The organism is Synechococcus sp. A15-44, from assembly GCF_014280115.1.
In the GTDB taxonomy this organism is placed as follows: Bacteria; Cyanobacteriota; Cyanobacteriia; order PCC-6307; family Cyanobiaceae; genus Parasynechococcus.
In genome coordinates this window covers 622,264-635,175 of record NZ_CP047938.1, presented here as the reverse complement: position 1 = coordinate 635,175, position 12,912 = coordinate 622,264, and the positions used below count along the sequence as shown (strand labels likewise).

Here is a 12,912-nt window from a genome sequence, read left to right as displayed (position 1 = left end):
GTTTTTTGCTCGCCTTGAAAATTAGTAACCGTGACCGTAAGAAACTCCTGAACAATCTCAAATTTGGTGTTGTGCCACGCAAGGGGATGCACCATATTCAGGTAGGTCGCGCAAAGGAAATAAAATCACTAATCAGTGAGCTTGATAATGTAGTGGACGGATCCACTTCATTCAGGATTGTTGTTGGTGAATATGGATCGGGCAAGAGCTTCTTTTTAGGTTTAAATAAGGAGATCGCGCATCAAAAAGATCTTTGTGTTGTGAATGCAGATCTTGCACCCGAGAAACGTTTGTATAGCACTTCTGGTCAAGCACGTTCTCTTTACTCTGAACTTGTCAGGAATTTGTCAACCAAGACCAAGCCTGATGGTGATGCGCTCCAAACTATTGTCGAAAAATTTCTTGAGACTTGTACGGAAAATTCTTTCAAGCAACTAGAAAAAAGTGTTAGTAAGTATTCGCTTGGGTTTGAGCTTATATCCGTACTCCGTTCGTATAAATCTGGTTTCGAGTCGGGAGATAATTCGGTCTGCTACAGCGCATTGAAGTGGATTAGGGGTGAATACTCCACTAAAACTGAAGCCTCTAGGGAGCTTGGCGTTAGGATCATAATTAATGATGACAACTATTTCGATGCTTTAAAAGCGATTAGCTCTCTTGTTGTCGAGGTTGGATACAAGGGACTGGTGATATGTATTGATGAGATGATTAATCTTATGCGAATCACACAAACTTCATCTAGGAAGAATAATTACGAACAGTTGTTGAGGATCCTAAACGACTTGCTTCAAGGAAGTTGCAGTCATATGGCTGTGATGCTTTCAGGAACCCCAGACTTCTTGACTGATGAACGTAAGGGCTTATACACCTATGAAGCACTGAAGAGTCGACTGCAAGAGAATGAGTTTCTTGAAGAAGGCTTCTTTGATCCCAATCATCCTGTAATAAGGCTCAAGCCCCTAACAAGCGAGGAGATTTTTAATTTGGTATCTAGGGTAAGAGATATATATGATTCTGGGGATAGTATCTCCAACAAAGGAGATGATCAACTTGTTGTCGACTATCTTGCTCATTGCCGGAGTAAACTTGGTAGTCAGCTTTTTACCTCACCCAGGAATGTTATTAGGGGATATCTTAATCTTAGGGATGTCATAGAAGGGAACCCCTCATGCAATACAACTGAGCTTTTGCAGTCTTCAGAAATTGAACCTGACTTGGACCCTGATCTCCATCTCAATGAAGACACTGATGATGATCTTGTTGACTTTCAGCTAAATGGTTGATGGCTGCGGGAAGTAACTCTGCGTATTCGTTGCTTCATCCAAAGATCCAGAGTTGGATCTACTCACGTGGTTGGACGCAATTAAATCCTGCTCAGGTTCAGTCTATTCATGCAATCTTAGATACTCAAAATGATCTAGTTATCTCTGCTCCGACTGCATCGGGGAAGACAGAAGCTGCTTTTCTTCCGTTGATCTCGGAATTGCTTGCATCTGATTCTCCAACAGGTGGATTGATTGTCTATGTCTCACCTCTCAAAGCTCTCATTAACGACCAATGGAAGCGTCTAGAGAGCCTTTGCAAGGAGGTTGATATTCAGATAATTCCATGGCATGGGGATATCTCTGCAGCTACTAAGGGACGAGTTTCTTCATCCCTTCGTTCGGTAATTCTTATTACTCCTGAGTCGCTTGAGGCAATGTTAGTCAATCGTCCTCAGCTGGCTCGCTCGATAGCTAAAAAGCTCACATCGTTTGTTCTCGATGAATTCCACTCTTTTGTTGGTGAGCATCGTGGTGAGCAGCTCGTGTCTCTTTTAGATCGTTTCTCGCTTCTTGCAGAGAGGTATGTGAGGCGAGTAGCACTTTCGGCAACTCTTGGCGATAGGAGTGCTGTCGCTCGTCTTTTATCTCCGACCAAGCCAAGCCGTGTTCAGCACATCCAGGCATCGCAGGAAGGGCAATCTATTCGGCTTCGAGTTTTTGGGTTTGAGTCAGGTGAGGTTCAGATTCAGATGGATCCTGAAGCAGATGAAAATATTCCTGATAAAGACGACAAGGAGCCTGTTGACTTTCTGCATTACGTTGGGCGTCAAATTTATGAACATCGCAATTCAACCAATCTGATATTTCCAAATTCCAGAAGCAATACAGAAGTGATTGTCGATATTGGGAATCAACTGTGTACTGAAGCTGGCGTTCCTAAATGTTTCTGGGCACATCATGGTCTTCTGTCCAAAGACGTGCGCGAAGACGTGGAGCAAAGGGCGAGAGAGGGAGCCAAGCCGATGTCTATTTCTTGCACTTCAACTCTTGAGATGGGGATAGATATTGGAGCTGTTGACTCGGTATTTCAAGTCGGTCCTACCCAATCTGTGTCTTCACTCAGACAAAGGCTCGGTCGGTCTGGAAGGCGTGGTAAGCAGCCAGTATTACGTGCATATATTAATGAGAAGTCTTTAGAAAGTCCTGCTGCTCAAAATGACTATTCGGTCATGTTTAGAGAGTCCCTTTTACGCTCAATGGCATGCCTAGAGCTCATAGCTTCTGATTGGTATGAGCCACCTGAGATAGAAGGCATATCGCTCTGTATTACTGCTCATCAAATATTATCCATACTTGCTCAAACTGGTGGCACGAGTGCTTCAAAGTTGTGGCGCCAGATTCAGTCCGCCGAAGCATATTCGTGCTCATTGGATTACTTTAAGGAGATTCTTAATTCATTGGGCGATAAAGAACTGATAATTCAATTGTCGAACGGAATGCTCACGCTTAGCGAACGTGGTGAGCGAATGACTCACTCAATGGATTTTTATACTGTCTTTGACACCGAGCGAGAGTTCAGTGTTTTCAACTCAGGGAATTTGATTGCAAGAATACCTATTAGCAGCCTTTTGGCTGAAGGTGATTATTTGCTGCTTGCTGGTAGAAGGTGGATAATTAAATCTATCAACGAGGCTTCTCAGTCAATCTCTGTTGTTCAAGCTCAAGTTCGAGGGATCACACCTGGTGGAGCTGGAAGGCTCAGGATTCATACTCGGATCCGTAAAAAGATGAAGCAGATTCTTGAATCAAATTCAATACCAGGATATGTCGATGAGACCTCTTTGAAACTTTTGTCTGAGGCTAGAGAGAGATATCACCTCTTGGGTCTCCATGACACTTCAGTGCTTGGATTCCATGATGGTTTGGTGACCTGGTTCCCTTGGTCAGGGTCTCGCTCTGTGAGTGGTATTCAATTTCTTCTCACTGCTTTAACGGATGACTCTCCTACTGTTCATTCGAGGGAATTGGGTGTTACAGCAAAATGCTCTTCCTTTTTAGAGGCTAAGGAAAAGCTACTAGCGCTTTCTCTTCAGGAGGTAGAGGAGCAAATGCTTGCGTTTTTCTCGACTACTCTTGAGAGCGCTGTCACTCCATCTTCCGGTAAATGGTCGTGGCTGTTGCCAAAATCTCTGAAATATATTGATTGCTTTTCTAGAGATATTGATCTTCCACAGGCGATTGAGGAGCTTTTAAGCTTCGAACCTCCTGTTGCCGAGGAGGATTAACGAAAACCCTTCTTCCTTTCTGAAGCATAGAACATTCCTACTGCCTCATTGAGAATGAGATCTACTGATCCATAACGAGAGTTCTTTCTCAGCATCTCCCTGAGACGAGCCTCACTCTTCTTATCTAGCTTGATATTCATCTTCTTGGGAAGTGCTTGAAGTAAAAGTCTTCCATTGCCACCTTGTAGCAACCAGACCTTGTCAGTCTGGTCTTACGCATCAAGGCTTCCTCCATCTGACGAAAAGCATTTACTTCTCGTCTATTGAAGGAGACATTAGTAGAGGAGGTCTTAGTGATATACATAGTTTTTGAATAGAAAAGATAGTGATGTCAGTTGATCAGGAATCAAACTAAACCCAAGAGGATGAAGCCTCAGACAACAAGCACACTTGACTTATGGAAGGTATTTAAATCTATTTATATGGTTTCTACCTTAAAACAAATCACTTTTGAATTAAGAAGTACTCTAAAGCGGTCTCAAGCGCACTTAAAGCGGAAGCAGTGCGGAATCAAAGCTCAATAACCAAGATCCAATCGATTCACATTCAGAGAGGTCCTGAGTCTGAATTTCCTATATCTTCACCACTATGTATAAGAGTTTTCAGTCAGAAACAGCTATGCGTAGCCTGCTGTCATATTAAACTGAGGCTTATCTCAAGGGAATAAGGACTAATAGTGCTCATCGCTAATAATCCTTGAATTACCCCTGTAGAGATGTCTCGGTAGATTCTGTGACCTCCAGAGAGTATCGGAGATGCCCTTCTGAGGTGGAAGGCGAGTAAACCTCTCCACATCACCACAAGCATCAACAGCCTCTGGTGAGGACACCTCTAAGACCTTTGGAGAGGGCAGCAGCAGGTGAGCTGCATGCTCCCTCACGAAGTCCAGCAAGGTCGTTGCCATGCCGCAGCGATGGCACTTAAACCTCCATCGACCTGGAGATCCTTTCTCAGGATGGAGATACCCCTTATGGATGTACCCAGGGGCATGACTGTCGTGTTGGCAGTAGGGGCATCGAAAGCGATACACCCCACTGTCAGTCTTTCTCCATCCCAGATGCTGCAAAGTCACTGAGAGACCCTGCAGCAGTTGCTCTGGGGGGTGCATCAACGGGAAGCGCCTGCAAGGCGGGCTGCCCGTCGATTCCAGCTGAAAACAACACCATCCATAAACTGATCAAAACCAGTCAAGAGGGGCATTGCTTCAACCACAAATAGGTACCCAGGGAAAGTAAGCACATGCTTGTCTGGTTGGCTCGCGACAAAAGATTCAACATCGGCAAACGTACAACTAGACGCAACGCCAACATGCACATTGATCGATTCACTTTCCAGCCAAACACGCATTGCGGTAGCAACAGATCGATAACTCAGGCAATCTTTACTAAAACAAGTAAAGGCAAAACCAGTCCCAGAAACATTCGTCTTAATAAGACTATTGCTTCCGCTCAGCGCTTCATGCAACTTCTGATAGCTTTTCATAGCAGACTCCAATACAGTACAGATTGTTTGTTCTCGGTGTTTCTCACCGCTAGGGTTTAAAGACGGTTTATCGTCTTCGCCAGAGCAGATATGCGGTGGCGAGTATTTTATTTTCGTATCGCAGAGGAGGCGTCTTGCCCTCGTTTCGATACACATATTATATGGCACGTAGAAGCGAATACCGCCTTGTGTGTGACAGCAATTTTGCACCCCATATCTAGACAAAAAACGGCTCAGAAAAGCCAGTGAAACCAATGGTTCTGGAGCATAAAATCGGCAAGCTCAAGACCCCTGATATAGCCCCAAAAATTGGCACACACCCTGCCTTATCAGCCAGCAGAAGCCCCCTAAAGCAAGGGCACTGGTCAAATCATTGGTAGATCATCTTTTCTCGCTCACACGCATGCTGATGCCTTCTGAAAATCTTGGCTGAATACAAACCAAGGACTCCCTCCTGAGAGCAGGCAACGACTTCTCCGCAATGAGGGCATCTGAATTTCTCCCGCCTTTCCTCAATCCACTGATCTTTGCTCTGCCTCACCATGTCGGCACCTTCACTCGCCCTGTGGGCTTCGCATAAGTCCTGAGCAGCTCCTCAGTGCGATGTCCTGCCACTGCTGCCAAATCAGCAGGACTATTTCCCATCGCCAAGGCATGGCTCAGGAATGAATGCCTTTGGGCATATAGACGCCTTGGAGCTAGTCCCACACGCCGCTGCGACCGCTTCCAGACCTTCTCTAACCCTGAGTCATACAGATGCCCATGAGTTCTTGGCGTCACAAACACCAAGCCATCCTTCGTATTCAGACCCAAGCACTGCATGGTTTCTCTGTGCTTCCTCAGAACCTCAACGACCTGCTTGCTCAACGGCACCACACGCGCCTTGCCTGTCTTGGTGCCTGACCACACCCGTTGAAGTGTGGCAGTGCCAATACGCTTCAGCGTCTTGCTGATCAACAGCTCGCCTTCTTCCAGGCGCACACAGTCCCAGGTCAGACCAATGACTTCTGCATTCCTGAGACCTGTGCCTAGCCACAAGGCAAAGCAGGGGTAAAACCACTCCTCATTGCTTCTGAGGTCGTCCAGCACACTCTTGATCTCTTCCCTACTCAGCACCTCCGCCTGCACTGACCTGGCTGGCACCTTGACCTGAACCGACCGCAATGGCTCATTGCCTGGTTGCACAGATCGAATCGTGCAAAGGATCGTGGACTGAGTGGATGCCGCTAACCCCTCTGCCTTCATCCACGCAAGAAAGCGATCAACCTCGGCTTTGGTCCTAAGCGGCAAGCCAAACCTCTTCACTACTCGATAGGCATGCGTGACCCTTGCCTGCCTCTTGTCATCTGCCAATGACCTGAGGGCATTGAGCAAATCCTGGTCTCGACCCTCCACCAGTGGGCGATATCGATTTAGGGATAAGTCCAAATCCCCCTGCTGGGCATCTCGCCAGATCTCGGCACAGATGGCTTGCCCCCTCGCTTGGGCAACTGGATCGTCGAAACGACCGATCCGATTGATGAAATGGTCTCGTCCACCCAACCTCAACCTGACTTGGAGAGCACCGTTGTTGTCCCTCACCCTGGGTGGCTTCTTCAGCATCCCTCTCCCTTACATGGGATTCGGGCTTAGATCTGACACCCCTGAAAAGCCAAGCCAGATCTATTGAGCCTGTAGCCCTTCGTAGCCCTAAGAAGTCTCAACATGAGATCCAGCGCCCTTCTGGCTTGGGTTCTGGCTTATGCAATCAGGAGGGTCCTGAGCATCTTTGAGCGTCACCTTCAAAATCCCTGCAAGTACAAGGCATTGCGACTCCCTGCCTGACTCACGGAGTCAAACTGAATTACATCCACGCTGTGATGCCCCTTGAGCCAAGACATCCCGCCCCAGGAACAAAATCGCAAATGGTTTCGCAGCCATCTGCTCAGCCGGGAACTGGAATTACAGGAGCTCTATGACCTGCCACAGGGAGAGCTGGATCTCGTGATGGCCGAGACCGCTGAAATCCGTTCGGACCCTGAAAACCGATCCCGCAGCCATGGGCGCTGGTGCACCGCCGGCTATGTGCTGGAACTGGCAAAGATCATCGATGCCCGACGGGCCCGGGACCAGAGCAATTAAACGTCAGCTCTCAGCGAAAAAAACGTGCCAACCATGAGCGACGAGACTGAAAATCCTGCCGGAGCAATTTCAAAACCCGTTTCTGATAACTCACCTTGAGAGGATCTGCAGCAAGCTGCTGCTGCGTGGCTCTAATTTCTCGACGAATTGTGCGATTCCGATAAATATTTTGAATCTTCACCACACTGTCACGTAGTACTTGCTTGGCGGCTCCTGGGTCACCCTCAACATTGCCCCGAAGATGATCCAACATGGAACGATCCAACGACATGCTGAAGGGGTCAGCTTGCTCGGGCATGAACTTGAGAACATTCAGAAGGAAGGCCACACGAGCATGGCGGCTGGGGAAATCCATCGAAGTCTCATCAGCGTTCAGATTCACCTGCTTCCGTCCTGAACTTTGCGCCAAGGTTCGCTTCACCACACCACCCTCTTTCAGCAGAAGGTCATCGAGACCACGAAGGTAGTAGTGCTGCACAGGAAATTGCTGCCCCTGTTCAATTCCCAGACACCTCCCTGAGCCAGACGTGGCTGATGCATGAAGGCGAAGCCGTTGAAGGGCCGATGTTTTGACGATCGACTTCACTTGAGGGAAAACAAAAAACCTCTTTTTCGGAGCTTCAAAAAAACCATCATCCATTGATGCCGTCAACCTCCAGGGCATCAGGAGCGATTCCACCTTCTCCTGACCAAGAAACGAGAAAAGATCCGGATGCAAATATTCATCAGCATCAATAACGGCGACATAATCCTCACGAATCAGATTCTGAACAGAGCTGATCCTCTGACCATCCGACTCATGAAATGCGATTCCATTTCGCGCAAAAATTTCGCGACATAACGGCGCACCTCCCGGGGCAAGCACCGGATAGAAAGCATCAACTCCTAGGCGGCGATGGTGATCAATGAAAGACTGCAAATAAGGAGCTTCGCCATCAAAAACACGAACCGCAATAGCGAAGCTGCTCACTTAAACCAAATAAGTTGATTCAAGCTACCACAAAAAACAGCACAGAACCTGTTGAATATCAGAACCACTTTTAGGTTTACACCGCCCAAAACCAAACCTTGCGATCTCCTTATCAGCGATAGTTCTCAAACTGCAGAGGAACATCAAGCTCATCTTCCTTACTCTTGACGAGCTGAATCGCGGCTTGCAGGTCATCTTTGCTCTTGCCGGTGATCCGCACACTTTCACCCTGGATCGCCACCGTCACCTTTTTGAGCTCATCGCGCACCATCTTGCTCAACTTCTTCGCAACCTCCTGACTGAGGCCCTTACGCAGCTTCACCACCTGCTTCACCCGGTTGCCTCCGACGGTTTCAGGTGTTTGAAATTCGAAAATCTTGAGGGAGAGGTTGCGTTTGGTCGCTTTGGTTCGCAGCACATCCTCCACCGCCTGAAGCGTCATATCACTGGCCGTGGTGATCACCAGCTCCGTTTCCTCAAGATCGATCTCGGTGCCGGAATCCTTGAGGTCATAGCGGTTGCCAACATCACGACGAACCTGATCAAGGGTGTTCACCAGCTCCTGACGATCAAAGTCAGAGACCACATCGAAGGAATAAGTGCTGGCCATGTCGCAAACCTGTCGATCCTCCAGTTTAGAAACCCACCGATCTCCAGCAGCGTGCTGTCCACCCAAGCCCGTTAAGGTCCCGGAGATTGATTGGATGTCATGACCCCTGCGTTTGCCTGGGCCCTTTGCCTGATGGGAGCCGTCGTGATGGTGAGCATCGTGCTCACCGGTGCCGGACGGGCCAAAGCCAACTTCACCATGGCGGATCTTCAGGCGCCTCGTGCAATGTTTGAACGGCTGCCCGCCTTCGGGCAGCGCGCCGTGTGGGCCCAGGAGAACAGCTGGGAAGCACTGACCCTGGGGGCACCGGCCATGCTGTTGTGTCTGATCAGCGGAGTCAGCAGCCCCACGGCCATCGCAGCAGCGTGGATCTGGCCAGGCATCCGATTTGTTTATCTGTTTGCCTATGTCGGCAACGTCCCACCCCTAAGAGGACTCTGCTGGGCTACGGGGGTGACTGCCGTTGGCATCTGCTACGTGGAGGGACTGCGGGCCGTGATCAGCGCCGCCGGCTGATCAGTCGAAATACAGAAGGCTCACCACCTTTCCCATGTCCTCAGCAGTTCGTGCACTCGCCAGCAGGGTTTCACTGTCGTGAAATGCGAGACAGATCAACTGATCACAGCGGTTGATGATCTCTTGGTTGCACAAACTGCTGGCCATCGGCAAGGGCAGGTCGTCCTGTTCAGGCTTGTCCACAAGGTGCAACACCCGATCGAGAAGATCTCGGATTTCGGGCACCTGCCGATCGAGGCTCTGGGGCAAAAGCACGGTGAGCTTGGAGGGATCCACCTCAAGACACCCTCGAATCACTGCAGCATTCACCCCCTGAGATCCGGATGTGATCAGGGAATGGCCTTCCTGCACCAGGGACCGGGCGACCAATTCGATCAGGTGAACCGCCACGACGGGCACATGGCGGCTGCCGAGAATGGCGATCCTTCGCTGGCTTTTGTCCTGCAGAAGAGCGAGTTCCTGCGCAAGCGTGTCAACCCGATCAAGAGCCGGCAGATCCAGTGACTGACCCAAGGAAAACTTGCCGCCTGATTTCATCGGAAGTTAGCAACCATCAGGCGTGCTGAACCGTCAGATTCAATGCATTGAAGAGCTGATCAAGCTTGCAATGCTCCTCCACAAGACGGAAGGCATAGGTGGCCTTCACGGCTTCATGCAGGCGCACGTGGCCGAAAGCCTGCTCAATCACCCCCACCGTGGCCAGGGTGTCGTGCTCCACCTTGAGCAAGGGCACGTCCAATTCTTCGGCGCGATTGATCAATTGAGGGAGAGGTTCCCCTGCCCCGGTGAGAATCAAACATTGGGTTGAAGCCTCAAGGGCGGCCAGCTGGATGTCGGTGCGATCAGCTCCCGTCACAACAGCCATGTTGCGTCGCTTGCGGAAGAACTCCATGGCGGAATTCACATTCATCGCGCCAATGCTCAGGGTTTCCACCAGCAGTTCCTGCCGTTCCTGGCAACAGATCACCCGGGCATTGAGGCGCCGCACCAACTCGCCGACGGTGACGCTGCGCAGCAAAGGAGAGCGGGGCATAACGCCAAACACCTGCAAGCCCAGGCCCTGCAAGGCAGGAACCACCTGTCGCTCCAAGCTGTCGACCTCTTCTGGAGTGACGGCGTTCAGCACCACTCCAACCAGACGGTCACCCAGGGTCTGCTTGGCCGCGAGCAGCGCATCCACACTGCGGCTGTCCTGCCAGAGGTGCACCAGAACGACCTTGGCATCCAGACCTGTGGCCAGCTGCGGAAGGCTGAGGCCGTACAGCAAACCCTCCTGGAGGCTTCCCGCACATTCCAAGAGTGTGAGTCCATCGTCAGACTGAATGCACTGGCGCAGCTCCGCAAAACCTTGGCCAGCGTCCAACTCGCCTTGGCCAAGCCGCTGGGCAGCTGTTGTCGGCGACAGCAGATGCATCGAAGGAATCAAACGCTCAGGCGGCAGATTCAGCGTTTCACCAACAAATCGAACGTCGTCGTCGATGAGTGGTTGAGGCAACGGTCCCTGGTTCGGGTCCCAGTCCAGGCTTGTGGCCAGGGGCTTTCCGAACCTGATCTGCTGTCCGGCACGGGCGAGCTGCTGAGCAATTCCAAGAACAAGGGCCGACTTCCCACTGAACGGCTCACACGATCCGATCAACAGTGTCGTTCCCATGGAGGTGATTGCTGACACCACTGAATCTAGGCCTGTTCAGGAGCATCTCCGCGCTCGATCAACAACCACTGCCAGAACCCATTGGGCAAATCGGGCTCCGATGGCTGCAGATGGGAACAATCCATCAACCAGACCACCAGCTGATGGGTGGTAACGGCGAAATCAAAATCTCCCTCGGGATGACCGAGAAAACGAAGCTGACAGTCCAGCCTCTCCATCGGTGCAGCAACCCCATTCCAGCGGAGTTCGTAGGGGTGTCCATCGCTTCCGGCCACCGGACGCCGCCCCTGCAGTGCGCCCCGCCCCAGGATCTGCAGGGCTGCGGATAGATCCTGCTCGCGACTGACGCCACCGCAGTAGGGAGCGAACAGAACCAGTTGGGCGGCATCTGACACAGCTGGTGCTTGATTCGTGCTCCGCTCGTTTCAAGGATGCCCCAAGCTGGCCCCATGGCCCAGTCCCCCTTTCTCGGCAAACGGATCGGCATCACAGGCGCTCGTGGAGCCCTCGGCGCAGCCCTGGCCCGTTGCTTCCGTTCCGCAGGCGCCCACGTCGTCGGTTTCACCCACGGATCCATACCTCCAGAGCAAGCGGACGGCCCACACCGTTGGGTGAGCTGGAGCTGCGGAGACGAAGCCAGCCTGGACGCCGATCTGGAGGAGCTCGATGTTCTGGTGCTGAACCACGGGATCAATCCTCAAGGCGGCCAAAGCCCTGATGTGATCAATCAGGCGCTGGAGATCAACACCTTGAGCAGCTGGAGGCTGATGCAGCGATTTGAGGCCATCAGCAGAGCATCGCCGCAGGCTGATCCGAGGGAGGTGTGGATCAACACCTCAGAGGCTGAAATTCAGCCTGCCGTCAGTCCCGTGTATGAACTCACCAAGCGAATGCTGGGGCAACTTGTGAGCATCCGCGGTGCGGTGCTTGATGCCACCGGACGAGAAGCCCTGATCCTGCGCAAGCTGGTGCTCGGGCCCTTTCGCTCATCGCTCAATCCGATTGGGGTGATGGGCGCCGATTTCGTCGCAAGCCAAGTGCTTCGCCAGGCGAGCTGGGGATTTCGCCTGGTGATCGTGACACCAAACCCACTGACGTATGTCTTGATGCCTCTGACCGAGCTTGGACGGCGGATCTACAGCCGGATCCTCAGTCGCCCCGATCGGTAAGGATCTCGCATCCATCACTGGTCACCAGAACGGTGTGCTCCCACTGCGCCGAGAGAGAGCCGTCGCGAGTGACGACAGTCCACTGATCACGCAAGGTGCGGCAGGCCTTGCTGCCGGCATTGAGGATGGGCTCAATCGCCAGGGTCATGCCAGGACGCAGGGTGACGTTGGGGAGCTCGTCGGTGCGGAAATTGAACACGGAAGGTTCTTCGTGCAGGTTCCGGCCGACACCGTGGCCGGTGTAATCCTCCACAACACTGAACCCGTTGGCCTTGACGTGGTCTTCAACGGCTCCAGCGATATCCAGCAGGGTGTTACCTGCTTTGACCTGGCTCAGACCAGCCATCAAGGCTTCCTTGGCAACACGGCTCAAGGTCTGTGCTTCCTGGGGTGCATCTCCCACGCAGATCGTGATGCAGCTGTCGCCGTGGTAACCCTCGAAATAGGCACCGGTATCCACCTTCAGCAGATCGCCCTGGCGGATCACACGCTTCGGACTGGGGATGCCATGCACCACTTCGTTGTTGATGCTGGCGCAGATGCTCGCCGGAAAACCGTGATAGCCCTTGAAACTTGGGGTCGCCCCCATCTCTCGAATGCGTTTTTCCGCATAGGCATCAATATCTCCCGTCGTCTGACCTGGCTCCACCAATCCCATCACCTCCCGCAGCACGGTGGCGACGATGTGGCTGGCCTGGCGCATGATCTTCACTTCACGGGCTGATTTGATCTCAACGCCGCGACGCTTCTGAATGTGCGGGCCCGTCGCCGTCACTTGCCCCTGCGCTGCCTGGGTGGATGCCAGAAGATCAGCAAAGAGATTCATGGCTCAGCCCAATATCC

General features: G+C 51.6%; 13 protein-coding genes. 5 read left to right on the top strand and 8 right to left on the bottom strand.

Annotation, left to right across the window (positions count from 1 at the left end):
* Positions 1–5: 5 nt before the first annotated feature.
* Together SynA1544_RS03525 and SynA1544_RS03520 are read left to right on the top strand one after the other, a co-directional pair.
* A complete protein-coding gene (locus SynA1544_RS03525) occupies positions 6–1,283 on the top strand; it encodes an ATP-binding protein (protein WP_186514850.1) in 1,278 nt (425 codons plus the stop codon).
* Complete coding sequence (locus SynA1544_RS03520; RefSeq protein ID WP_186514849.1) at positions 1,283–3,550, top strand: DEAD/DEAH box helicase; 2,268 nt, start codon at positions 1,283–1,285, stop codon at positions 3,548–3,550. The genes SynA1544_RS03525 and SynA1544_RS03520 overlap by 1 nt, the downstream gene beginning before the upstream one ends.
* A 1,107-nt stretch (positions 3,551–4,657) precedes the next feature.
* On the opposite strand, the gene SynA1544_RS03515 is transcribed toward SynA1544_RS03520, so the two are convergent.
* Positions 4,658–5,032, bottom strand: a complete 375-nt coding sequence (locus SynA1544_RS03515; protein ID WP_186514848.1) for a hypothetical protein — start codon at positions 5,030–5,032, stop codon at positions 4,658–4,660.
* A gap of 537 nt (positions 5,033–5,569) precedes the next feature.
* Positions 5,570–6,574, bottom strand: a complete 1,005-nt coding sequence (locus tag SynA1544_RS03510) for a tyrosine-type recombinase/integrase (protein ID WP_370594091.1) — start codon at positions 6,572–6,574, stop codon at positions 5,570–5,572.
* Between the two features lie 324 nt (positions 6,575–6,898).
* Here SynA1544_RS03510 and SynA1544_RS03505 point away from each other — a divergent pair, with 324 nt between their 5' ends.
* Entirely contained in the window at positions 6,899–7,153 is a 255-nt protein-coding gene (locus SynA1544_RS03505; protein WP_115010399.1) for a hypothetical protein, read from the top strand.
* A 10-nt stretch (positions 7,154–7,163) separates the two neighbouring features.
* Here the strand turns inward: SynA1544_RS03505 and SynA1544_RS03500 are convergent, their stop codons facing one another.
* Both SynA1544_RS03500 and SynA1544_RS03495 read right to left on the bottom strand, forming a co-directional pair.
* Positions 7,164–8,123, bottom strand: a complete 960-nt coding sequence (locus SynA1544_RS03500; protein ID WP_186514846.1) for a glycosyltransferase family 2 protein — start codon at positions 8,121–8,123, stop codon at positions 7,164–7,166.
* A 112-nt stretch (positions 8,124–8,235) separates the two neighbouring features.
* The gene (locus SynA1544_RS03495) at positions 8,236–8,733 is read right to left on the bottom strand and encodes a YajQ family cyclic di-GMP-binding protein (protein WP_186514845.1); all 498 of its coding nucleotides are present in this window, start codon (positions 8,731–8,733) and stop codon (positions 8,236–8,238) included.
* 99 nt (positions 8,734–8,832) lie between these two features.
* Here SynA1544_RS03495 and SynA1544_RS03490 point away from each other — a divergent pair, with 99 nt between their 5' ends.
* Positions 8,833–9,249 (top strand): MAPEG family protein, encoded by a 417-nt coding sequence (locus SynA1544_RS03490; protein ID WP_186514844.1) that lies wholly within the window; start codon positions 8,833–8,835, stop codon positions 9,247–9,249.
* Here the strand turns inward: SynA1544_RS03490 and SynA1544_RS03485 are convergent, their stop codons facing one another.
* From SynA1544_RS03485 to ebsA, 3 genes are read right to left on the bottom strand one after another with little or no spacing between them, the layout of a single operon-like run.
* Positions 9,250–9,786 (bottom strand): hypothetical protein, encoded by a 537-nt coding sequence (locus tag SynA1544_RS03485; RefSeq protein WP_006851763.1) that lies wholly within the window; start codon positions 9,784–9,786, stop codon positions 9,250–9,252.
* A gap of 16 nt (positions 9,787–9,802) precedes the next feature.
* Complete coding sequence (locus tag SynA1544_RS03480) at positions 9,803–10,900, bottom strand: phosphotransacetylase family protein (RefSeq protein WP_114988302.1); 1,098 nt, start codon at positions 10,898–10,900, stop codon at positions 9,803–9,805.
* A gap of 26 nt (positions 10,901–10,926) precedes the next feature.
* Positions 10,927–11,295 (bottom strand): type IV pilus biogenesis protein EbsA, encoded by a 369-nt coding sequence (gene ebsA / locus SynA1544_RS03475; protein ID WP_186514843.1) that lies wholly within the window; start codon positions 11,293–11,295, stop codon positions 10,927–10,929.
* A gap of 36 nt (positions 11,296–11,331) precedes the next feature.
* Between ebsA and SynA1544_RS03470 the strand changes: the two genes are divergently transcribed.
* Positions 11,332–12,069, top strand: a complete 738-nt coding sequence (locus SynA1544_RS03470) for an SDR family oxidoreductase (protein WP_186514842.1) — start codon at positions 11,332–11,334, stop codon at positions 12,067–12,069.
* Here the strand turns inward: SynA1544_RS03470 and map are convergent.
* The gene (gene map / locus SynA1544_RS03465; RefSeq protein ID WP_186514841.1) at positions 12,050–12,895 is read right to left on the bottom strand and encodes a type I methionyl aminopeptidase; all 846 of its coding nucleotides are present in this window, start codon (positions 12,893–12,895) and stop codon (positions 12,050–12,052) included. The genes SynA1544_RS03470 and map overlap by 20 nt on opposite strands.
* Positions 12,896–12,912 lie beyond the last annotated feature (17 nt).

Excerpts from the sequence above, each read along its gene's own strand:
- SynA1544_RS03520 (WP_186514849.1), top strand. The coding sequence starts at position 1,283 with ATGGCTGCGGGAAGTAACTCTGCGTATTCGTTGCTTCATCCAAAGATC.
- SynA1544_RS03515 (WP_186514848.1), bottom strand. The coding sequence starts at position 5,032 with ATGAAAAGCTATCAGAAGTTGCATGAAGCGCTGAGCGGAAGCAATAGT.
- SynA1544_RS03495 (WP_186514845.1), bottom strand. The coding sequence starts at position 8,733 with ATGGCCAGCACTTATTCCTTCGATGTGGTCTCTGACTTTGATCGTCAG.
- SynA1544_RS03490 (WP_186514844.1), top strand. The coding sequence starts at position 8,833 with ATGACCCCTGCGTTTGCCTGGGCCCTTTGCCTGATGGGAGCCGTCGTG.
- SynA1544_RS03485 (WP_006851763.1), bottom strand. The coding sequence starts at position 9,786 with ATGAAATCAGGCGGCAAGTTTTCCTTGGGTCAGTCACTGGATCTGCCG.
- SynA1544_RS03480 (WP_114988302.1), bottom strand. The coding sequence starts at position 10,900 with ATGGGAACGACACTGTTGATCGGATCGTGTGAGCCGTTCAGTGGGAAG.
- SynA1544_RS03470 (WP_186514842.1), top strand. The coding sequence starts at position 11,332 with ATGCCCCAAGCTGGCCCCATGGCCCAGTCCCCCTTTCTCGGCAAACGG.
- map (WP_186514841.1), bottom strand. The coding sequence starts at position 12,895 with ATGAATCTCTTTGCTGATCTTCTGGCATCCACCCAGGCAGCGCAGGGG.